The following is a 22,355-nucleotide window of genomic DNA, read 5'->3' as shown; positions in this document are numbered from 1 at the left end:
GTGGCGGGGGTCCCGCCGGGCTCTTTTCGGGTCAACGGTGCGCCGGGGCCGCCGGCCGGTGTACCGGCGACCCGGAACCGGCCGGCGGTCGCAGGCGCGCGAGGACGTACGGCGACCCGTGACGCCCCTCGCGCACGAGACCTGCGGCCGGGGCGCGGGGCGTCAGTGGCGCTCCACCAGGACCGCGGTGCCCTGCCCGACGCCGACGCACATCGTGGCCAGGCCGCGCTCGGCGCCCGTGCGGCGCATGCGGTGCAGCAGGGTGGTGAGGATGCGGGCTCCCGAGGCGCCGAGCGGGTGGCCCAGCGCGATGGCGCCGCCGGTCGGGTTGACGAGGTCCGGGTCGATGCCGAGGGCGTCCACGCAGGCGAGGGCCTGGGCGGCGAACGCCTCGTTGAACTCGGCCTCCTGGATGTCGGCGACGCTCCAGCCGACGCGTCCGAGCGCCTTGCGGGTCGCGGGCACCGGGCCGATGCCCATGACGTCGGGATCGACGCCGGCCGAGGCCCCCGCGACGTACCGTCCGAGCGATTCGAGTCCCAGCTCGTTCAGGACCTCCTCGCTGACGAGCAGCACACCCGCGGCGCCGTCGTTCATCGGCGAGGCGTTGCCCGCGGTGACCGTGCCGCCGGCGCGGAACACCGGCTTGAGGCGGGCCAGTTTGTCGAGCGAGGTGTCCTCCCGCACGCATTCGTCGCTGTCGACGACCACACCGTCGGGGCGCTCGACGGTGAGCAGTTCGGTGTCGAAGTACCCGTTCTTGCGGGCGTCCGCCGCACGCTGGTGGCTGCGGAGCGCGAACGCGTCCTGGCGCTCGCGCGAGACGCCGTACCGCGCGGCGACCTCCTCCGCGGTCTCCCCCATGGACAGGACGCCGTGCAGGTCCTTCATCGCCGGATTGACCAGCCGCCAGCCGAGCCGGGTGTCGACGGTCTCGATGCGGTGCGGCAGCGCCTCGTCCGGGCGGGGCAGCACGAAGGGGGCACGGCTCATCGACTCGGAGCCTCCGGCGAGCACGATGTCGGCCTCGCCGGAGGCGATGGCGCGGGCCGCCGTCGTGACGGCTTCGAGGCCGGAGGCGCAGAGCCGGTTGACGGTGGCGCCGGGCACGCTGTCGGGCAGTCCGGCGAGCAGCGCGGCCATCCGGGCGACGTTGCGGTTGTCCTCTCCGGCCTGGTTGGCGGCGCCCCAGTAGACGTCGTCGACGCGGGCCGGATCCAGTGCGGGCACCTCGGCGACCAGAGCGCGGACGACGCCCGCGGCGAGGTCGTCGGGCCGTACGGAGGACAGGGCACCACGCAGCTTGCCGATGGGCGTGCGGCGAGCGGCCGCGAAGTGGACGGGACGCACGACAGGACTCCTGACGGACACCGGCGGACGGGCACCGGACGTTGATGAGCACAACCATTAATTAGCACTGCTAGTTTTGGACTATATCCCCGCGCCGGACCCTTGGGAAGATCCGCCCTGCCGCCGGTATCCGCCCGTCCGCCCCGAACGCCCGACCCCGTGCGGGATCGTTCCGCGTCGTGGCGGCCGGGGCGGTGGCCGGAGATCGACGGCCGCCCGCTTCGCCCCTCGCATGGATGGCAGACTGCTCGCGCACCCCGCCGAACCCAGGCCGCGGGGGTGAACAGACCCAGGAAAGCGGGGAGTTGTCGCATGACGGGGACGGAGTCCACCCCGGACGGGATCGACACCAGCAGGCCCCATCCGGCACGGGTGTACGACTGGTATCTGGGCGGCAAGGACAACTATCCGGTCGACGAGCGGCTCGGACAGCAGATCACGGCGCGTGACCCCGGAGCCAAGCGGGCCGCGCGCAGCAACCGCTGGTTCATGCAACGGGCCACCCGGCACCTCGTCCGTACGGCGGGAATCCGCCAGTTCCTGGACATCGGCACCGGCATACCCACCGAGCCCAACCTCCACCAGATCGCGCAGGGTTCCGCTCCGGACTCACGGGTGGTGTACGTCGACAACGACCCGATCGTCCTCGCCCACGCCGAGGCGCTGCTGCGCGGCACTCCGGAGGGCATGACGGAGTACGTCCAGGCGGATGTGCGCGAGCCGCTGAAGATCCTCGACGAGGCCGCGCGCGTGCTCGACCTCGACCGTCCCGTGGCCCTGTCGCTGATCGCTCTGATGCACTTCATCGCCGATGACGACGGCGCGTACGAGCTGGTCGGGACCCTGGTCGACGCGCTGGCGCCGGGAAGCCACCTGTCGCTGTCCGCGATGACCGCCGACTTCGAGCCGGAGGAGGTCCGGCAGGGCATCGAGGCGTACGCGCGCGGCGGTGTCACCCTGGTGGGCCGCTCGCACGCCGGCGTGAGCCGCTTCTTCGAGGGACTGGACCTGGTCGAGCCCGGTGTCGTCTCGGTGAAGGACTGGCGTCCCGAGCTCGCGGAGGGCGAGACCCCGATCGGCGACGAGCCGGTGTCCCTGTACGGCGGGGTCGGCCTGAAGCGCTAGCGCCGGAACGAAGGGGCGGGCCGGGTCCTTGGACCTGCCGGCCGGGGCGGTCCGGCCCCCGGCCGGGGACGGTCGGCCCCTGCCCCCGCGCGCGCCGGGAGGGCAGGCTGGGAAGCCGTCCGAGCAGGAAGCGAGATGGCGAGATGACCCTCATCGTCGGGCAGGTGATGACCAGCGAGGTCGTCGGCGCGCATCGGAAGATGTCCTTCAAGGACGTGGCCCGGCTGCTGGACCGGTACCGGATCAGCGGGCTGCCGGTCGTGGACGACGACGACAAGGTGGTGGGCGTGATCTCGGAGACGGATCTGCTGCGCCTGCCGGCTGCCCGGTCCGGCCGGGAACGGCGCCGGCGTCTGCCGTCGCCGCTCCGCGCGCTGGCGTGGTCGCCCCGTCCGGAGCGGGCCGCGCGCCGCGCGCCGACCTCCGGTGCCGGGCCCGTCCGCGCCACGACCGTGGAACAGCTGATGTCGACGCCCGCGATCACCGTGCATCCCGAGCAGCGCGTGGCCGATGCCGCCCGGGTCATGGAGCGTCATCGCGTCGAGCGGCTTCCGGTGGTGGACGAGGAGGACCGGCTGATCGGGATCGCGACCCGGCGCGACCTGCTGCGGGTCTTCCTGCGGACGGACGAGGAGATCCGCCGGGAGGTCGCCGACGAGGTGCTGGGGCGCGCGCTGTCGCTGCCGCCGCGCTCCGTGGCCGTCTCGGTCGGCGACGGAGTGGTGACGCTGGAGGGGCGGCTGGAGCACCACGACGAGATCTTCGAGGCCGTCCGGCTGACGTGGCGGGTCGACGGTGTCGTCGGGGTCATGAACCGTCTGGCCTTCCGCGCCGACGACACCCGCCCGGCCGTGCGGCACCCCGCGCAGCGGATCGGCCACGAGCGGCTGCCCGGGCACTGAGGGACGCGCGGGCGGCCGGCGGGCGGACGTCCGGGAACCCGCTCGTCACCGGCGGCGCCCGCGCGGTCGGCGTTGCCGGTGAACCCCCTTGCGAACAACAGGTGTCGAGTCCGGGGCGGCAGGGCCGGGGACCACGAGCCCGTGTCCGTCCCGGATCCGGCGACCGTCCTCCCGATCACCGCCGCGGGCCGTCCACGCCGCCTCGTGAACCCTTCGCGGGCATTCCTCCCCTTCGCCCCCGAAGCCGTCGACGCGATCCGCACAGGTGCCCGACCACGGGCACGGGCGGTCGGGCATCATGGCTTCGACGGGTGGTGAGTGAGGGGATCCCATATGGACCGGAGCACACACCTTCCGGAGGAGCCGTCGGGCCCGCAGTTCCGGTTGGACGCCCTGCTGGAGGACCTCCAGGAGCAGGTGCAGCGTGTGCGCGGCACCCAGAACCGGGTGCACACGCTCCTCGAAGCGGTGCTCGCGATCGGCAGCGATCTCGATCTCGACGTGGTCCTGCGGCAGATCGTGGAATCCGCGGTGCAGCTCGTCGACTGCCGCTACGGGGCGCTCGGCGTCCTCGGCGACGAGGGCGGCATCAAGCAGTTCATCACCGTGGGCGTCGACGAGGAGACCATCGCCCGCATCGGTCACTACCCCCGGGGAGAAGGCATCCTCGGCCTGCTGATCCGCGAGCCGCACGCACTGCGGCTGCCCGTGCTGAGCGACCACCCGGACTCCGTCGGCTTCCCGCCCGGCCACCCCCCGATGACCACGTTCCTCGGCACCCCCGTGCAGGTCCGCGACAAGATCTTCGGGAACCTGTACCTCACCGAGAAGCACGGCGGGGCCGAGTTCGACGCCGAGGACGAGGCGGTGCTGCGCACACTCGGCGCGGCGGCCGGCGTGGCCATCGACAACGCCCGGCTGTACGACGACGCCCGGCGCCGTGAGCGCTGGCTGGCCGCGAGCAGCGATCTGACCCGCACCCTGCTGTCCGGCGCCGACCCGGTCGACGTCCTGCACTCGTTCACGGCGACCGTCCGCGAGCTGTCCGACGCGGACCTCGTCACTCTGGCGCTGCCGCTGACCGGGACCACGGACCTGGTCATCGAGTCGGCCGAGGGGCACGACGCCGACCAGGTGCGGGGCCTGACCCTGCCCGACGGGACGAGTCTGGCGGCCAAGGTGTACGCCTCGGGCGAGAGGATCGTCAGCACCTCGCTCAGCCAGGACCCGCGCACCGGGACGGGCAGCGCGTCGGTCCTCGACCTCGGCCCGGCGTTCGTGATTCCGCTCGGCACCCAGGAGCGGGTGCGGGGCGTTCTCCAGGTCGCGAACCGCCAGGGCGGCACCGTGTTCCCCGACGCCACCGTCGAGATGATCGCCGGGTTCGCGGGCCACGCCGCGCTGGCCCTGGAGATCGCCGAGCACCGCCGCGACGCGGAACAGCTCCTCGTCCTCAACGACCGTGACCGCATCGCGCGCGACCTGCACGACCTGGCCATCCAGCGGCTCTTCGCCGGCGGGCTCAGCCTCCAGTCGGTGCTCAACCGCCTCGCCGACCGGCCCGACGTGGCCGAACGCGTCCAGCGGGTGGTGGACGATCTCGACGACACGATCAAGGTCGTACGTTCCACGATCTACGCCCTGCGGGAGAGCGACCGGTCCGACGCCACCGCCGGTCTGCGCACCCGGCTCGTCACCGAGGTCGGCCGCGCGGCCGAGACGCTGGGCTTCGCCCCCTCCCTGCGCATGAGCGGCCTGCTCGACACCGACGTGCCCGACGAGCAGCGGGAACACGTGGTCGCGGTGCTGCGCGAGGCCCTGTCCAACGTGGCCCGGCACGCCCGGGCCACCGCCGTGGAGGTCACCGCCGAGGCCACCGCCACGACACTGCGGCTGCGGGTGGCGGACGACGGCCGCGGCATCGGCCCGGACGACACCCGCCGCAGTGGTCTCGGCAACATCGGCACCCGCGCCGAGCAGCTGGGCGGCCGTTGCACCCTGACGGCCAACGAGCCGAGCGGCACCGTCCTGGAGTGGACGGTGCCGCTGCGCCACGACGACCCCACCTGACCCGCGTCGCCCCGGTCCGGCACGCGTTCAGTGCCGGCCGGCCGAGGCGGGGCCGTCGTCGATGAAGCCGCCGGACTGATGGCGCCACAGCTTCGCGTAGGCGCCTTCCGACGCCAGCAGTTCCCGATGGGTGCCCTGTTCGACGATCTTCCCCCGGTCGAGGACGACGAGCCGGTCCATGGTGGCGACCGTGCTCAGCCGGTGCGCCACCACCAGCGCCGTCCGCCTCTCCATGAGCCGCCACAGCGCCGACTGGACGAGGATCTCGCTCTCGGAGTCCAGGGCGCTGGTCGCCTCGTCGAGCAGCAGGATCGGCGCGTCACGCAGGATCGCGCGGGCGAGGGCGACCCGCTGGCGCTGGCCGCCCGACAGCTTGATGCCGCGCTCTCCGACCATGGTCGCGAAACCGTCCGGCAGCGCGTCGGCGAACTCCGTGACGTGTGCCGCCTCGGCCGCGCGGCGGATCTCCTCCTCGGTCGCGTCCGGACGGGCGAAGGCGATGTTGTCCCGCAGCGAGCGGTGGAACATCGCCGGATCCTGCGGCACGTACGCGATCAGGCTGCGCAGGTCGGCCTGACGCAGCTTGCTGATGTCCTGGCCTCCGATCAGGATGCGGCCGCCCTCGATGTCCGTCATCCGCAGCAGCAGCCGGGTGAGCGTGGTCTTGCCGCCGCCCGACCTGCCGACCAGACCGATCTTCGCTCCGCTGGGTACGGCCAGTTCGAGGCCGGTGAACAGCGGCTCGGCGCCGCCGTGGGTGAAGGTGACCTGTTCGAAGCGGACGTCGGCGTCGCCTGACCGCAGAGGCTCCGGAGCGACCGGGTCGAGCACGGTCGGCGGTGACATCAGCAGTTCGGTGAACTGGGCGGCCTCCGTCATCGAGCTCTCCAGACGCCGGTAGATCTGATTGAACTCGAACATGATCCGGGTCGCGTTCGCGTAGTACGTGAAGGCGACGACCACCGCCTCCACGCCGTGCCCTCCCCCGCCGAGCGTGATCGCGAGCAGCAGGCCGAGCGCGTTGGTCAGGACGGACATCGGCGCGACGAACGTGTCGATGCGCAGGTTGCCGTAGTCCCACGACTGCAGGGTCAGCCGCCGCGACACCGCGACCCGGGAGCGGTGCTCCGCCGCCTCGCGCTCCTCGGCGGCGAAGGCACGCACGGTGTCCATGTTCATCAGGCTGTCGGCGACATGGCCCGAGACCCGGGCGATCGCCTCCTCGCGCTCGTCGACGAGTGCCTGACGGCGCCGGATGAGCGGCACCGCGCACACCCCGGTCACGGCGATCATCACCAGGAGTCCGACGACGAGCAGCGGTTCGTAGCGCCACAGCACCACCGACCCGAAGAGGAGCGGCACGAGGCTGCCGACGACCTGGAACGTCATCGTGTCGACGAACTCCTCGAAGCGGGAGGCGAAGCTCAGCACCCGCTTGGTCAGCGAGCCGGCGAAGTTGTCGTGGAAGAACGAGGCGTCCTTGGCGAACAGTTCGTCCATGCCGATCACGTACAGCCGCTCGATGCCGAGGGCGTCCAGGCGGTTCAGGCAGTGCAGACCGAGGCGCCAGAACGCTTCCGCGAGGAGCAGGACGCCGCCGAAGGCGAGGACGTACGGCAGGGCGTCACCGGCGGAGACACCACTGTCGCCCTCGGCGATACGGCCGACGAGTTTCGCGACGATGAGCGGCGCGACGTAGCTGATGCCGATGTTGCCCAGCGCCGGCAGCAGCATGCCCGGCACGGTCAGCCGACGGAGCCTGCGGAGCTCCCTTCCGTAGTAGCGAAGTGCGAGGAGGACCGGACCCTTGCCCGGTAAGGCCTTGCGCGATTCAGGAGATGCCATCACAGCCCTGTGTCGTCGTACGGCTGCCCGCCGCGCCGTCCGGGGGTCACTCCGCCTCGGTTCCCCAAGGTGTCGATGTCCGGATATGGGCAGGCAAGAAGTTACATAATCCCGTGGCGGCGGCCACGCGGTCCACGTGTTTTCTCTGCCACCGGCCCGTCTCGGCCACCGGCCCGTCCCGGACAGCCGTACGTCCCGGCCGGAAGAGAAGCCGGCGAACGCGGGCGACCGGGCACGGGACGGAGACGGTTCCCCCCGGGAGGCTCGAATTCCCGTCAGATCATGTGCGGTTGCACAGCGGTGGCCGGACGCCCACGGAAACCACGCCCGGCAACGGTTTCCGGCCGACTCGAAGTCGCGTGGGCCACGGCACATATGAGTCTGCCGTGAAGATCGTGGATGACACGTACCGTTGTGCGCTGATACGTTCCGAGTGACCACGGAACCGAACACCGGTTCCCAGCGCGCGCTTTCAACGGGTGAATGCTGCGCTATGTCTCGCCACGCCCTGCGTGCCACCTTGCCGCCGCAGCGTGCCGTCGCGCCCGAGGCCGGCGCGACCGGCGACCGTGCAGCCGCTCGATACGCGTGACCGCCGCGCTCCCTCCTTCGCCGACGGCACCCTTCGTTCCATCGCGGTTGGAAAGCGCAACTCCACAGAAGGACGATCCACTTGAGACGCAACACCATGCTGAGGCGTGTGCACTTACCCGTGACGGCGGTCCTCACCCTGGCGCTGTCCTCCGGTGTCGCCACGACGCAGGCATACGCTGCGGCCGGCCCGCAGGGAAAGGCCAAGGGCTGGTCGGCACCGGCCGCCCAGGACCCGGGGACCAAGTCCGGCGACCGGCCCGCCGCCGTCCCGGCCGACCGACGCTCGGACGTCCTCGGCAAGGACTACGGGAAGTCGTCCGACCGCGCCTTCACCACCTCGGGTGACGGAACCGGCTTCCACGTCCTCGTCGCGGACGAGAAGCAGGGATACGCCTGGAAGACGGCGGCGACCTTGTCCGAGCCCGGCTTCGACACCGACACCTGGATCGGCAACGCCTGCCTGACCGAGTCCGGGAAGTACGCGGCCGTCGCCTACGCGCCCCGTACCTTCACCAACGACCCCGAGCTGATGACGCGCGGAGCGTTCACCGCCGTCGTCGACCTGACCGACGGTCAGGTCACGAAGTTGCCCTTCCAGGCCACGCTGGGCTACTTCTCCCCGGGCTGCGGCCAGGGCGAGAAGGCGGTGTTTCAGCGTCTGGGTTCTGGGGGCAGGGCTGCTGCGATCGAGGTCGCGCGGTGGGCGCACAATCCGGGCTCCCCGCTGCCCTCCCTCCAGCGGGTACGGGGTGGTCCAGTTCGTGCAGGATCGCCGCAGCGTCCAAGGTTCCTTCGGCGAGCCTTGCCAGGGACAGGTCCCGCCGCCCCATGAGCGGCGAGGAGGGCTGAACGGCGTGCCGTTGACCAGCCTGGCAGCGGTACGCCAGAGGTCCCGCGCTCAACGAAGCCGGCGAACAGTTGAGCCGTGCGCCGCTTAGATCCGAGGTGCGGAAGTGGCCAGGTGGCTCGGGAGCGTAATAATCACGCGGAACTCCTGCGTGCTCGTGGAGGGCGCCAGCAGGAAAGCGATGCAGGTCGTGCGCCGCTTGTCGCCGGCCTGTCGCTCCTTCGATGCGTACACAGTCAGCGGCGGGGGTGCCCCTGCTCGGGGTCACCATCAGGAGTGCTCCAGCCATCGCCGCGTTGTGCCGGGTCAGCCAGGGCTTGGCGGGCCTGCGCCGCACTCGGTGCTGGGGTGGATGCCCTACGCCGGGTGACGCGTCGACCGCCGACGACGAATGCCGCGATCAGGACGGCGACCACAGCGACACCTGCCACCGTCAGCCAAAGAGCGCCCGTGGAAGAGAGGGCCAGTATGGTGTGCGCTTCGTCGATCATGACTGCCGAGTACCCAGAATTATCACAAAACCACCCATCTTCACGCTTTACTGGTGGAGGCCCGGTGGACGGTGGTTTTTAACGGTTGTTTGTGGACCCACCGTCCCTGTCACGCCTCTGCCGAGGCGATCAGCAAACCAACCCCTCTGAACTCTCTGAATTTCGATGTGCCGAAGACCCGTTCGGACACGCAGTCGATCGGCGGATCCACGCTTGCGGAACAGCGCGGGCAACGACAGCGTCGTCGGCTTCATCGGCATCCGGGTAGACGCGGCACGGCTGGTCCCGGACGGGTGTATCCGCGCCGCGAACGGCGTCGACGACCACCCGGAGAGCTAAGTGGACCGTCGGTCAGGCCAGCGGTCAACGTCAGGCCACGAAGGAATATCTCGTCGCGCCGCCTGCGCGCGGAGGTCACTGGCCGGCTCGACCGGCGATCATGCACGGCCCGGCCGGTTCGGTGCCGCAAACTCCTGTCGGGGCAGCGGTGTCAGACCGAATACTTCAGCTCTGCAGCTTTGAGGCGGATGCCTCGCTGCCGCCTGTCCAAGGCCTGCACGAAGGTGCTGAGCCTCCTCGAAACGCCCCGCCGGGTGAACTTCCGCGCCACGCGGGTGTGGTGCTGCGTCGAGGCCGCCCAAGGGGGTACCCACGTTTCGCAGACCTCGCGAGAACTGTCCCTGTGACGGACCGAGTCCTCCCGCCTCCCTTTTCACTGATCGGAATTCTGTGAGCGCCAAGAAGAGGAACCCCGTGACGGCAGTCACGGACAAAGTCTCCGAGAAGGTCCAAGGCGTCATCCACCCCGGCAACGAGATCCCGGGCGCGCCGAGTCCGGTTCCGCCGTCGGTCGAGGAACCGGTCGAACCGGTCGCTCCGCTGCCGCCGAAGCCCGACCAGCGCGGCCCGGACACCTTCAGCCCCACCGGGCAGGCCACCGGGACACCGCAGGAGCGGGTGGCGCAGGGCGGAGAGTTCCTGACCACCGCGCAGGGCACGCGACTCTACGAGACCGACCACTCGTTGAAGGCGGGGCCGCGCGGCCCAGTGCTGCTGCAGGACCACCATCTGCGCGAGAAGATCACGCACTTCGATCATGAGCGGATCCCGGAGCGGGTGGTCCACGCCCGCGGGGCCGCCGCCCATGGCGTCTTCCAGGGGTACGGCACCGCCGGGCGGATCAGCAAGGCCGTATTCCTGGGCAAGGACGTGGAAACACCGGTCTTCGTGCGCTTCTCCACCGTGCTGGGCTCGCGCGGTTCGGCCGACACCGTGCGCGACACCCGGGGCTTCGCGACGAAGTTCTACACCACCGAGGGCGTCTTCGACCTGGTCGGCAACAACATTCCGGTGTTCTTCATCCAGGACGCGATCAAGTTCCCCGACGTCATCCACGCCGGCAAGCCGCATCCGGACCGGGAGATCCCGCAGGCGCAGAGTGCCCACGACACCTTCTGGGACTTCGTCACCCTGCACACCGAGGCCACCCACCACACGCTGTGGAACATGTCCGACCGGGGCATCCCGCGCTCCTACCGCATGATGGAGGGCTTCGGCGTCCACACCTTCCGGCTCGTGAACGCGAAGGGTTCGACGACGCTGGTGAAGTTCCACTGGAAGCCGAGGCTCGGTGTTCACTCACTGGTGTGGGAGGAGGCGCAGATCACCGCGGGTGTGGACCCCGACTTCCACCGCCGGGACCTGGCCGACGCGATCGAGTCCGGGGCACACCCGCAGTGGGAGCTGGGTGTCCAGACCTTTCCCGACACCGACGACCAGATGTTCGAGGGCATCGACCTGCTGGACCCGACGAAAATCGTGCCGGAGGAACTGGCCCCGGTCCAGCCGATCGGGCTGCTCACCCTGAACGCGAACCCCTCCAACTACTTCGCCGAGACGGAACAGGTCGCCTTTCACGTCGGCCACCTCGTTCCCGGCATCGACGTCACCGACGACCCGCTGCTCCAGGGCCGGCTGTTCTCCTACCTCGACACCCAGATCAGCCGGCTCGGCGGCCCCAACTTCGGCCAGCTGCCCGTCAACCGCACTCACGCCCCCGTCAACGACATGCTCCGCGACGGCATGCACCAGACCGCCGTCCACCGCGGAGTGGCGCCCTACCGGCCCAACTCCCTCGACGGCGGTTGTCCCTTCCTCGCCGGCGCGGACGACGGCGCCTACATCGAGGTCCCCGAGCCGCTGCCGGCGGCGACCAAGGTGCGGGACGCGGCGGCCTCGTTCGACGACCACTACAGCCAGCCCCGGCTGTTCTGGCTGAGCATGACGCCGACCGAACGCGAGCACATCATCGCGGCCTACACCTTCGAGCTGAACAAGTGCTGGGCAACGGCGATCAAGGAACGCGCTCTGAAGGTCCTGGCGAACATCGACACCGGACTGTGCGCGCAGGTCGCCGCCGGACTGGGCCTGCCCGCACCCGCGCCGACCGTGACGCTCGCCGAACCGGCCCCCAGCCCGGCGCTCTCCCAGCTCGGCGGCACGTGGCCGCCGGAGGGACGGGTCGTCGGCATCGTCGCCGCGGGCGACCAGGAGCTGTCCGGTGTGCGGTCGGTCCGACAAGCGGCCCTGAAGGCGGGCATGGTGCCGCTCGTGATCGCCCCGACCGGCGGCATTCTGGACGCGGACGGCGATCCCGTGACAGTGCAGCGCACTTTCGCCACCGCCCGTTCCACCGAGTTCGACGCCATCCTGGTGGCCGGGGCACCCGCGCCGGGCGCCGACGCCTACGGAGCCCGTGACGCCAAGGTGGACGACGACATCGTGGCCACCGCGACCATCGACCCACGCGTGCTGGTCATGCTCACCGAGGCGTACCGCCACGGAAAGGCACTCGGGGCGTGGGGCGATGGAAAAAGGGTGCTGGAAGCAGCCGGTATCGCGTCCGACGCTCCCGGCGTGGTGACGGCCCGCTCCGCCGACGCCGGACTGAAACGCCTCATCAAGCTGCTGGCCGGGCACCGCGTCTGGGACCGCTTCACCCCACTGATCTGACCGCGCCCCACATCGCAGCCGGGAGCGCGGTACGGCGGAGCCCGAGTCCGCCATTCGGCGATGGCCCGTTCTCCGCGATGAAAGCGCTGCAGACAGGACTCGTTCCGCAACAGTCCGAAGCCGGCGGAGTTGTCCGGGATGCGGTGAGGCCGACTCCGCCACCACGGGACAGAAGCGGAGCAGTCTGTAATCCACGGCGCCACACCCTCCTGCCCCGCTCGCCTCGGGGCGATGTTGCACTGGGGAGGCGGATGACGGTGGCAACCTCCTAGAGGCTAAGTCCAAGAACTGGGGGCGCTCCTGCAGACGCTGTTCACAGCAGTAGAGACGGGGTGGACGTCCAGGTCGTCGCCAGCCGGCTGGCCGAGCAGGGCCCGCAATTGGCTGGGATTCTGGTGTGGCCCTGGGGGCGTCTCACTGTGTCTCCGTGATCCGCCGACGGATCACGGAGACACGACGACCGAACTCGGTCCCAACCTACTGAAGCTGCCGGCTCACCACCATCCTCGTGTAACCACGCACCCGCCCCGGTCAGCCGACATCCCCTCCGCTTTCGCTTCCGGCCTTCGCTTTGCGGGCGGTGGGTATCGCACCCTCCTCACCAAGGTCGGGCTGACCGTCACCTGCCGCGGCTGGGGCACTCTTCCAAGCCAATGCGGCGTATAACGCGTCATGCCCGTGCCGGTGCTCGGCCACCGGCGTCGGGTCCGCCAAGGTGCTGGAGCGAAGCAGGGCTGAGCGAGCCCAAATGGCCGGGCCTGCAGCCGTTCGGGGCCAGGAGGACTCGGAGTCTTGACCCAAGACCCTTTCCGGAGTAAATCCTGCAAGTTGAGCACCAGGCGAACCCGATGCAGCGCTCGAACATGGAGGACTCGGGCGGATAGAAGCGGTACTGGTACGAGCGGACGGGCGTCCCGCATGCGGCACAGATCCGGCGTTCACCGTCCAGAACGGACCAGCCGCTCCTGACCTTGCGCCAGTGCTGCCGCCCGGCCGGTGCTCTTCAAGTCGTCATGTCCGGCATTCGGTCCGACCGAGGCTGCACGGCACAGCCGTCCGTACAAATCTTGGCCCATCGAACACAGATCGTGACGGCCCTTTCGGCTTCACGAAATCCGTGCCGGGTGCACCTGCGACACCGTGAAGCCTGCGTGAAAATGGGTACGAGAACTCTCCGGGCGGTGCGAGATGCGGAGGGAAAAGTGCAATGGAGTCGGTTCGCACAGCAGATGGCCTCGATGGCACGGGATCTGCTCGCACAGGAGTCGGTAAACGCCACCCTGGAGCGGATCACTTCTTCGGCCACCGAGTTGGTCCACGGCTGTGACGCGGCGGGGATTCTCGTGCTGGACGGCAAGCAGGTGCACTCCCTCGCCCCCACCAGCGAAATGGTCACCTACAGCGACCGGCTTCAGGAGCGGCTGGGCGAAGGGCCGTGCTTCGAGGCCGCCCGCGGCTCTCTCGGCGAACGGGTCTTCCGCATTGCCGACCTGACCAGCGAAGTGCAGCGGTGGCCTGCCTTTGCGCCGCAGGCCCATGAGGCGCTCGGCGTGGGCAGCATGATGGGCTTCCTGCTGTTCACCACGGATGAGGACTTCGGGGCACTGAACCTCTACTCACGCAAGCCCGGCGCGTTCACCGACGCCAGTGAGTTGGCCGGCTGGCTGCTGGCCTCACACGCGGCAGTCGCTTTCTCCAGTGCTCGCACCCATGCCCAGATGGCACAGGCTCTTGCCACCCGGCACACGATCGGCGAGGCCATGGGCATCCTTATGGGCCGCCACCACATCACCGAGGAGCAGGCCTTCGACATCCTGCGTCGTTTCTCGCAGGAGAACAACATCAAGCTGCGAGAAGTGGCCAGCCGGGTCTGCGAACACGGCGACCCCTCCTGATCTGCAACTGTCACCAGCCTTGATCAAGGCTGGTGCTTGCGCGCGCCGCCCGTGGCTCCGCCCCCGCCAGGTCATGGCCCAACGGGGGCAGGAAGGGCACCGCCAGAGGGCGGATCCCGGTAGGACGAGGACCGTCAGTGCTTGGCGATCCCCAAGCCGAGGAAGATGCCCGCCAGCAGTGCGACGCTGCCGACGCCCATCACTGCCCAGGTCCCGCTTTGCGTGGCCGCGAACGTCGTGGTCATTCCTGCTTGAGTCGCCGCCTGCGTGGTTTGAGCCCCGGCCATGGCTGCTTCTTGCACGGCCAGAGCCGTCTCCAGTGCTTGGACCTTGGTTTCCAGTTCAGAGGCTTCCATCGTTATTTCCTTTCCGCGTTGTGCCGCCACCGGCCCAACGTCGATCGGTGTTCCGCCGGCTCGAGACGGTCCCGGCGCGGCGGGGCCGGCGGCACCCGTGATGAGTGCCACGACCTTCTGAGGGGGGGAACGATCACCTGTGCGGGAACGAGCGGTCGCCGGACGACTGATCCACCGGACGGCCGGCTGCCGCGGCCAGGAGGGCCAGCATGAGCGCGATCATGCCGACGATGATGTTGTTGACGATGGTCCTGGTGGTGCTGACGTCGCCTGCCACCACCCAGGGCGCAAAGATCGTCCACACGCTGAGGGCACACGCGGCCCACGCCATGCCGTGCGACCTCTCGTATGCCCGGCCGAAGCCGCCGCTCATGATCACGGCGTAAGCGATGCCGACGATCAAATTGTTGACCGCCAGGGTGGAGAACTCGTTGAACCCCACGATCCACGGTGAGGCCGCCAGGTAGAGCCCTGTGACCAGGGCCATGGCCTCAACGGCCTGTGCCCTCGAAGTGGTCGCGACACGCTCGGCCATCTCGTGCCTGTTTCGCATGGCGAGGATGTCGGGATGCGTTGCCATGTCCGACCGGGGCTGCGTCGTCATTCCGATACCTCCAATTTGCCTGTTATGTGCACTGCGTGGACTCGAGTACCCCACGGGCGCGGGGTAACCATCGTTTGAGCGACCCGAGTCCGAAGACGTTGTGCAGGAGGCACACCGGCCCAAGGCAGAGCCCGCTCCGAGTTGCCGTCCAGTGCCGCAGCTGTTCCGCTGACATCCAACGCCGACATCAACGACCACGAACAGCCGCGACAGTCAGCACCCTGTGATGGCGCCCGCGCACGAGCCGGACCCCGGCCGTGCGGGGATGGGATCGAAATCCTGAAGCGGGTGTCGCAGGTTCGAATCCTGCCGGGGGCACACGACTTACTGGGCGCGGTGCGGTTTGTGGTGCGCGACCTGTAGGCGTACCTCGGTATTGGACGAGCAGCCACCACAGGGCGAGCAGGGCGACGAGGGCGAGAAGGGCGATGACCGCGGGCCACCACCACCATCCCTGGCTGCTCCAGCGGGCCCGGTCGGCGGAGCCGAGCAGGACGTCGTTCGGAGTGATCAGCGGCCAGTCCGCGGGCGGGGCGAGATCGTGTCGCCGGTAGATGTCGAGCCCGGCGAAGAGGATCAGCAGACCGCCGCCGAGCAGTACCAGTCCGGCGAGGGCCAGCAGGCTGCGGTTGAGTACGGGGCGCGGCGTCATGGTGGGGCTCCGGTGCTGGGGTTCTCTGTCAGTCGGTGCGTCGCCGCACTCGTACGACGATGCGCGGCGGGCGGGCGAGGGCGAGCCGGTCGCGCTCTTCGCGAAGGACGGCGATGAGATCGTCCTTGACCTGCCGTGAGTCGCGGAAACGGACGTCCGCGCGGGCCTTGACGCGATGGCGGCGCACCCGGATGCGGGCCTTGGCCACTCCGGGTACCCGCATGGCGGCGTCGCGCAGGAGGACCGCGGCGCTGTCGCGGTCCAGACAGGCTCGCAGTCCGGGCGTGGGAGAGCGCAGGGGCAGCCAGTGCCGCAGGCCGGGGGTGAGGGCCAGGACCATCAGCCAGACACCGGTAGCGGCGGCCACGGAGGCTCCCGTGAGCATCCACACGTCGTCCACGGGGCGAGTGGCCAGTTCATCGGCCAGGTGACGGCGCCAGGCAGCCGCGGCTGCCCTGTTGTGGTGCTTGCCGTTCCGGCGCGCCCGTGCTCCCGGGCGCGCCGGTTCGCGTCGTCTTCGCAGCTCCCGAAGCGGGCAAACCCGAAGTCAGGATTCTCGTGGCCGCCACGGGCGATGCCCGGAGCCGCGGTGTCGTTGTGATGCCCGGAGCCGCGGTGTCGTTGTAGGGCAGCGAGGCGCCTTCGGCGCTATCGCTGAGGGTTCGTGGGTAGGTCTGTCGACTCTGGTCCGGCTGGTTGACGACCTGCTGCCAGCCTGGGTCTTCGTCCCAGGCGATGTCGTAGTGCTCGTAGAGTCGGTGCTCCTCGTCCACCGTGAGGAAGCCTCCGGCGTCGACATCGACATGGGGGCGTCCTCAACGGTGCTCTTGGCGTAGGGAACCTCGAGATGGTCCTCCACCATCGTGGCCTCGCGTACGGGAACGAAAAACTCACTGGTGCCGAAGTACCCGGTCTGGACGCTGACCCACTCGGGCTCGCCGGTGACATCGTCGAGGAAGACGTGTTCAGTGTCGCCGATCTTGCTTCCGCGGATGTCATACACCGGGTGGCCCAGCACGGTGGCAATCCGCCCTTGGGTAATCATCCTGGCCTCCTGCCCCGTGGTCTCCCTTCCGCGTAACCCGCATAACGGCACGAAAACCCCGTTATACGAACTAGTGACCCTTATCGGGTGCGGGCCGAGGATGCGATCGGTGCGACAAGCGGGGCGATATCAGCCGCCTTGGGTGAGGCGGCCCTCCAACATTCCGCCCGGCACCTGCGCATACCGCCCGATGGCCACCGTGGAGCAGGCTTCACGCGCTGACGGCAGGCAGGCTACTGCGGACCGGTGACCTGACAGCGTGGTGGAGCTCAGGCCGACGGTCCGGTCTCCTATCGTGACCGACATGGCTCCCGGCCTGTCAGGGTCCTGAAGACTCTGCCTTTCTCCAGGGCCCTGCTCCGTCCGCAGAAATGACATGGGGAGCGGCGTTCGCGGCAGGACCTGTCAGGACGGTCAGGGAGACGCAGCAAAGGTCACCAGGAACATCGTCTTTCACGAAGAGTCTGCCGATGTCGCGCTCCTCGGCGCTCCTTCTCTCCGACGACAGGATCCAGAATGATCGAAGCGCATGGCCCGATGTCTGTCCGTGACATCTTTATCGTCTCCAACAATGTGGATGAGATCGGGGGCGTCAATAGCTGGGTGCATCAGATGGCCTGTCTTTTTTCGGAACAGGGGCACGCTGTTCATGTGATCGGTGTCGTTCCCGCTCCCGAAAATCAACGCGCTGACCGGGGTGAGAACCTGCCGTACTCCACTGTCACGCTCTACGACGTCCACCCACCTGCTCCTGCGCCTCAGCGCGGACTGGTCGGCGGGCTCGATCTGGGCGAACGGCGGCGCCGCGCGGAACGGGACGCGGGCATGCGTGAGCAGTCCGCCAAGCTCACCACGCTGTTCCGCAGGGCGCGGCCTGGGGCCGTGATCATCGTGACGCAGGTCTGGGCCATGGAGTGGGTGGCACTGTCCGACACGTGCGGCTTCCCGGTCATCGGCATGAGTCACGAGTCGTTCAAGACCTGCCGCAAGTCCTCCCGCTTCGCACGGGTCAAGCGGTTCTACGCGGACGTGGACCGGATGCTGGCCCTCACCCGCGAGGACGCTGACCTGTGGATCGGGGAAGGTATGAACAATGTGGGTTGCATGCCGAACCCCCTTCCGTTCTTTCCCGAGGCCCCTTCTCAACGGACCGCGAGGCGTGTGGTCAGCATCGGTCGACTCCATGAGGAGAAGGGAGTGGATCTGCTTCTCGATTCCTGGGCCGAGATCGCCCCGGACCACCCTTCCTGGACGCTGGCGATCTACGGTGCGGGCCCGGAGGAAGAACCGCTGAAGAAGCAGGCAGCGGATCTGGGGATCATCGACTCGGTGGAGTGGAAGGGTCTCACCAGGGATGTGCTCGGGGCACTGCATGGAAGCTCGGTCTTTGCACTTCCATCGCGGGGGGAAGGTTTTCCCTTGGCGCTTATGGAGGCCATGGCGACAGCCCTGCCGTGTGTAGCTTTCGACGTGAGTCCTGGAGTACGGGAGATCATCACCGACGGTGAGAGTGGGCTGATCGCACCGGAAGGGAACACACGCGTTTTTGCACGACATCTGGACAGGATGATCTGCGATCAGGACCTGCGAAACCGCATGGGTGAACAGGCTCGCAGGGATATTCAGCGCTTCTCCCCAGGCGAGGTAGTGAGCCGTTGGGAGAGTCTTTTCTCGTTGTTGTATCGCTAGCGGATCCGCTCGTCGGTGTCAGGCGGTGGGGTCGGCAGCCCGTCTTGTTCAAGATTCGATGTGCCAGGAGCCGATCCTGCTCTGCGCCTCCAGCAAGGTCGCCGGGGCCGGCGTCCCGGCCTGTGGAAGTGGTGTCAGGGCGATTCCTTCTGCGAGGCAATTCGGCGTCGCCCGATCACCGGCGTCGTCGCCGGGTTCACTCTCATCCGGCCGACGCTGTTCCAACTCCTGGTCGGGGGCTCCCCAGGGGCTGTATTCCCGGCCTGTTGTTGTCCGGCTCGATCCATTGTGCGCGCGCCTGTGGCTTCTGCCATCGGGCTGCGCCCGGCCGGAGGATCGAGTGATCGGCCAACGCGCAGCGCTTTCGACGCTCTGACCGTGCTCGTGTCACCAAAGGGTTGTGCCGGCGGGTCCTGGACCCCGCTGCTCGGTGAGGGCCAGGGCCGGCACACTGCGGGTCATCAGGCGGCGATGTCTCCCCAGCGCGTACCGGAGGTGGGGTGAGGCCCCACCTCCTTACCGGTCGTGGCGTCACGCTCTGCAGGCCATACGGGTGATGCCGGCGCCAGCGGTGTTCGGGGCGAGTCGGGCGGCGTGGGCCTCTCGCCCGTTGCCGCCCGTTCCGGCGCCTGTTCCACGGCACCGGGGGCCCGACGGCGGGTGAGCGCCTCTGCCGCGATCAGGATCAGTGCGAGTGTCCCGGCCGACGCGGGCCAGTAGACGTAACGGTAGTTGGCCTGCGGGGCGGTCGGTAGGTAGCACGCGATGTAGAGCACGGAGCTCAGTCCGAGCAGTCGCAGTTCCCTGGACCATGGGCCCGGCCAATGCCGACGGAGCGTCAGTACCAGTGCGACAGCCAGCCAGAACCATGCCTGGAAGAGCCACGGAATGTCGTGGGCGAAGCCCGTCACGTAGGACCTCATGATGGCGTCGAGCGTCGGATCCACCTTGACGTTCGTCGGTGTGCCGTCGAACGTGCCGCCGGCGTAGCGCAGATTGCCCTCGAAGAGCAGTCGGGCGAAGGTCCGGGTGCGGTACTTCAGGTAGCCGGCGGCCTCGTGCGGCATCTGTTGCACCCACATCTTCACCAGCACATCCGCCTCATCGGCTGGGAAGTGCGGACCGATGCTGTCCCTGTATCCGGGACGGTGCGGGTAGCACGTGAAGTATGCGTCCCACAGGATCTTCTTTTTCCGGCAGTTTTGCGCGGTACGCACGAGGTCGTTTTGGAACGAGGAGGTGGCACCGGCCTGTTCGGCGGCGGACCGAACCTCTTGTGGGGTGAGGACGTGGGTCACGTCGTCCAGCGGAATCTGCGCGTATTGGCGGGTGGCCATGGGGTGGGTGACCGATGAGACCACCACGCTGCCGGCCACGGCGAAGCCCAGCAGGGAACCGCCGGCGATCAGCCACCGGCGCCTGCCGGGAGCCGGCCAGAGAGCGAACACGAGCATGGGAAAGAGGGGCAGGACGGCAGGGAAGGCATTTTTGCGGACCAAGACGGCGTAGGCCATGAAGAGCAAGCCCAGCGCCAGCAGGGCCCAGCGTGCCCGGGCGTGTCCCGCCGGCAACTCACGCGCGAAGAGTGCGATCGCGCACACGGCGAGCAGCGCATAGGCCATGTGGACGTCTTTCCACACGACCCCGGTGAAGTTGGCGATGTGCGGGGCGAGGCCGAACGCGAGCATCAACAGCGACAAGGGGCGGCTTCCCGTCCGCTTCCACAGGGCGACGGCAAGTACCCACAGAGTTCCCCAGAGCACGGCTGTCTGAAGTGCCGCCATCGTCGAAAGTGATCCAGTGGTGTGGATAAGGACGCGCCAGAGCAGCGCCATGACCGGCGGATGCCAGTCGGTCACCGGCCGTGCGGCCTCTGCCTGGAGAAGCTGTTCGACGCTGTCGGCGGTGAGGAAGCCGGGGTGGAAGACGGTGGAGACGACGTAGCCGCAGACCGCGGCCATCAAAGCCAAGCACCCAGGCCAGAGCCTGCCGCCGCGCCATGCTCCGGTACAGCGGCGAATCAATCCTGGTACGTCGGAGGAGCCCTCTCGATACGAAGTGAAGACAAGCCCTCGGTAGACGGTAAAGCGGACCCAGGTCGCCACAGCCCATCCGGCCAGGCGAGCCGCGTTGTCGCTCAAGGCCGAGGAGGGGCCGAACAGCTGATGAGACACGTACACGGGGGCGGCGGTGATTGCGAGGCCCACCAGGTTGACCCCGACGAACCAGGCCACCTCGCGCGGCTTGATCGGCCCCTTGCGGTCGCGGTAGGTCCAGTGACGATTTCCGAACCAACTGACCAGCATGGCCAGCAAAGTGGCGATGGCCGAGGCGCCGACCGGGGTCGCGTGCAGCGGACCCTCACCCGGTGGGCCGAAAGCGAGAAGGTTGAAACTCGCCGTCTCCACCACGAATGCGAGCGCGCCCACAGTGCCGAAGGCCGCGACCTCTCGCCAGATGGTCCGCATCCACGCGGGTGAACGTCGAAACCAAGCCGTCGGCTGCAGCATGACGCTGAAGGTAACGTATGGCGCAAAAGCTACCAAATCTGACTGCCGCTCATGAGAGGGCGCATTGATCGGCGGCAGGGACACAGAGGCCGAGGAAGTCCCGATGAAACCCACCGTTGCGTGCGTCGTTCCCTGTTACAACGAGGAAGCAGCCGTCGGCAAAGTCGTGCGCGACCTGCGCGCGGCCCTTCCCGAGGCGATCATCTATGTCTATGACAATGCCTCCACCGACAACACCGTCGCCGAGGCCCGCGCGGCCGACGCCGTCGTGCGACACGAGCCCCGTAAGGGCAAAGGCAACGTCATCCGCCGCGCCTTCGCCGACATCGAGGCCGACGCGCTCCTCATCATCGACGGCGACGACACCTACGACGCCTCCCGGGCCCGCGACATGGTCGACCTGCTCTTCGAAGGCCCTTACGACCAGGTCGTCGGAGCCCGCCGCGAGAGCGTCGACACCGCCTACCGCCCAGGTCATGCGGTCGGCAACAGGATGCTCACCGGCGCCGTCCGCTTCCTCTTCGGCAACGACGTCAGCGACATGCTCAGCGGCTACCGGGTCTTCTCACGCCGTTACATCAAGTCCTTCCCCGCCCTGTCTCGCGAGTTCGAGACCGAGACCGAGATGACCGTCCACGCGCTCAGCCTGCGACTTCCCACAGCCGAATTGGAGGTCGGCTTCAAGGACCGGCCTGCGGGCAGCGTCAGCAAGCTCCGCACCTACCGCGACGGTTGGCGCATCCTGAAGCTCATCCTGGGGCTGGCACGCAGGCAGCGCCCTTCCCAGTTCCACGCTGTCATCGCCGGCGTCTTCACCATCGCCGCCCTCGCCCTGGGCCTGCCCGTCGTGGTCGAGTTCGCCCACACCGGCACCGTGCCGCGACTGCCCACCGCCGTTCTCGCCTCGGCAATCATGATCATCGCAGTGCTCGTGCTGCTCGTCGGCTACATCCTGGAATCGTTCAAACACATGCGCCAGGAACAGGCCAGCCTCGCCCACCTCGGATACTCCGCCCCCTCCCGAGGCGCGGAGTTGGTGCCAGTGAGTCTCGTGAACACAGCATCCGACCGAGCTCCCCGTCCCTGAAACCCGTGGGCATCAGTCGGGAAGGTGTGTGGGCGCCGCCGCATGCGTCTGAGATCCGTTAGGCCCCCTGCCGGACGTCGACGTCACTCACGGCGTCGCCTCTGTCCTCTCTTCTTCTTGGGGGCTTCTTCCTCTTCCTCGTCCTCTGCCTCGTCTTCGTCTTCCGCCCCCTCTTCGCCCTCCGTTCCCTCTTCGTCCTCGTCCTCGTACGCGCCCTCCGCTCCCTCTTCCTCTTCGCCGTCGCCTGCGGAGTCGGCGCCTTCCTCGGCGTCGCCCTCGGG

19 protein-coding genes are annotated in these 22,355 nt (G+C 68.7%); 9 read left to right on the top strand and 10 right to left on the bottom strand.

Annotated elements, in window-relative coordinates; all coding sequences use genetic code 11:
• Positions 1-162: 162 nt before the first annotated feature.
• Complete coding sequence (locus ACFYW9_RS36895; RefSeq protein ID WP_351870508.1) at positions 163-1,350, bottom strand: thiolase family protein; 1,188 nt, start codon at positions 1,348-1,350, stop codon at positions 163-165.
• A 312-nt stretch (positions 1,351-1,662) separates the two neighbouring features.
• Between ACFYW9_RS36895 and ACFYW9_RS36890 the strand changes: the two genes are divergently transcribed.
• From ACFYW9_RS36890 to ACFYW9_RS36880, 3 genes are all read left to right on the top strand, one after another.
• Positions 1,663-2,475, top strand: a complete 813-nt coding sequence (locus ACFYW9_RS36890) for an SAM-dependent methyltransferase (protein ID WP_389159463.1) — start codon at positions 1,663-1,665, stop codon at positions 2,473-2,475.
• A gap of 143 nt (positions 2,476-2,618) precedes the next feature.
• Entirely contained in the window at positions 2,619-3,377 is a 759-nt protein-coding gene (locus ACFYW9_RS36885; protein ID WP_389159462.1) for a CBS domain-containing protein, read from the top strand.
• Between the two features lie 333 nt (positions 3,378-3,710).
• Positions 3,711-5,447 (top strand): GAF domain-containing protein, encoded by a 1,737-nt coding sequence (locus ACFYW9_RS36880; RefSeq protein ID WP_389159461.1) that lies wholly within the window; start codon positions 3,711-3,713, stop codon positions 5,445-5,447.
• Positions 5,448-5,474: 27 nt separating this feature from the next.
• Here the strand turns inward: ACFYW9_RS36880 and ACFYW9_RS36875 are convergent, their stop codons facing one another.
• A complete protein-coding gene (locus ACFYW9_RS36875) occupies positions 5,475-7,292 on the bottom strand; it encodes an ABC transporter ATP-binding protein (protein ID WP_389159460.1) in 1,818 nt (605 codons plus the stop codon).
• A 700-nt stretch (positions 7,293-7,992) separates the two neighbouring features.
• On the opposite strand from ACFYW9_RS36875, the gene ACFYW9_RS36870 reads away from it, so the two are divergent.
• A complete protein-coding gene (locus ACFYW9_RS36870) occupies positions 7,993-8,718 on the top strand; it encodes a hypothetical protein (RefSeq protein WP_389159459.1) in 726 nt (241 codons plus the stop codon).
• A gap of 251 nt (positions 8,719-8,969) precedes the next feature.
• Here ACFYW9_RS36870 and ACFYW9_RS36865 read toward each other — a convergent pair whose 3' ends face one another.
• Positions 8,970-9,224: a DUF6479 family protein gene (locus tag ACFYW9_RS36865; protein WP_389159458.1), complete on the bottom strand. Its 255-nt coding sequence runs from the start codon at positions 9,222-9,224 to the stop codon at positions 8,970-8,972.
• 213 nt (positions 9,225-9,437) lie between these two features.
• On the opposite strand from ACFYW9_RS36865, the gene ACFYW9_RS36860 reads away from it, so the two are divergent.
• From ACFYW9_RS36860 to ACFYW9_RS36850, 3 genes are all read left to right on the top strand, one after another.
• The gene (locus tag ACFYW9_RS36860) at positions 9,438-9,563 is read left to right on the top strand and encodes a hypothetical protein (protein WP_389159457.1); all 126 of its coding nucleotides are present in this window, start codon (positions 9,438-9,440) and stop codon (positions 9,561-9,563) included.
• A gap of 414 nt (positions 9,564-9,977) precedes the next feature.
• On the top strand, positions 9,978-12,236 hold the full coding sequence (locus ACFYW9_RS36855; RefSeq protein ID WP_389159456.1) for a catalase: 2,259 nt from the start codon (positions 9,978-9,980) through the stop codon (positions 12,234-12,236).
• 1,229 nt (positions 12,237-13,465) lie between these two features.
• Positions 13,466-14,131, top strand: coding sequence for a GAF and ANTAR domain-containing protein (locus ACFYW9_RS36850; protein ID WP_389159480.1), 666 nt, complete (start codon positions 13,466-13,468; stop codon positions 14,129-14,131).
• A gap of 134 nt (positions 14,132-14,265) precedes the next feature.
• Here ACFYW9_RS36850 and ACFYW9_RS36845 read toward each other — a convergent pair whose 3' ends face one another.
• From ACFYW9_RS36845 to ACFYW9_RS36825, 5 genes are all read right to left on the bottom strand, one after another.
• A complete protein-coding gene (locus ACFYW9_RS36845; protein ID WP_389159455.1) occupies positions 14,266-14,487 on the bottom strand; it encodes a hypothetical protein in 222 nt (73 codons plus the stop codon).
• Positions 14,488-14,620: 133 nt separating this feature from the next.
• Entirely contained in the window at positions 14,621-15,091 is a 471-nt protein-coding gene (locus ACFYW9_RS36840; protein WP_389159454.1) for an SPW repeat protein, read from the bottom strand.
• A gap of 187 nt (positions 15,092-15,278) precedes the next feature.
• Positions 15,279-15,743, bottom strand: a complete 465-nt coding sequence (locus ACFYW9_RS36835; RefSeq protein WP_389159453.1) for a hypothetical protein — start codon at positions 15,741-15,743, stop codon at positions 15,279-15,281.
• A gap of 28 nt (positions 15,744-15,771) precedes the next feature.
• A complete protein-coding gene (locus ACFYW9_RS36830) occupies positions 15,772-16,143 on the bottom strand; it encodes a DUF6286 domain-containing protein (protein ID WP_389159452.1) in 372 nt (123 codons plus the stop codon).
• A gap of 147 nt (positions 16,144-16,290) precedes the next feature.
• A complete protein-coding gene (locus tag ACFYW9_RS36825; protein ID WP_389159451.1) occupies positions 16,291-16,788 on the bottom strand; it encodes a PRC-barrel domain-containing protein in 498 nt (165 codons plus the stop codon).
• 516 nt (positions 16,789-17,304) lie between these two features.
• Here ACFYW9_RS36825 and ACFYW9_RS36820 point away from each other — a divergent pair.
• Positions 17,305-18,477, top strand: coding sequence for a glycosyltransferase (locus ACFYW9_RS36820; protein WP_389159450.1), 1,173 nt, complete (start codon positions 17,305-17,307; stop codon positions 18,475-18,477).
• 461 nt (positions 18,478-18,938) lie between these two features.
• Here ACFYW9_RS36820 and ACFYW9_RS36815 read toward each other — a convergent pair whose 3' ends face one another.
• Complete coding sequence (locus ACFYW9_RS36815; RefSeq protein WP_389159449.1) at positions 18,939-20,987, bottom strand: GtrA family protein; 2,049 nt, start codon at positions 20,985-20,987, stop codon at positions 18,939-18,941.
• Positions 20,988-21,090: 103 nt separating this feature from the next.
• Between ACFYW9_RS36815 and ACFYW9_RS36810 the strand changes: the two genes are divergently transcribed.
• On the top strand, positions 21,091-22,074 hold the full coding sequence (locus tag ACFYW9_RS36810) for a glycosyltransferase family 2 protein (RefSeq protein WP_389159448.1): 984 nt from the start codon (positions 21,091-21,093) through the stop codon (positions 22,072-22,074).
• 83 nt (positions 22,075-22,157) lie between these two features.
• On the opposite strand, the gene ACFYW9_RS36805 is transcribed toward ACFYW9_RS36810, so the two are convergent.
• Positions 22,158-22,355: hypothetical protein (locus ACFYW9_RS36805; RefSeq protein ID WP_389159447.1), on the bottom strand; the 198-nt coding region annotated here is incomplete at its 5' end.

This window comes from Streptomyces sp. NPDC002698, from assembly GCF_042888945.1.
Classification (GTDB): Bacteria; Actinomycetota; Actinomycetes; order Streptomycetales; family Streptomycetaceae; genus Streptomyces.
This window is presented reverse-complemented; position numbering and strand designations above follow the sequence as displayed.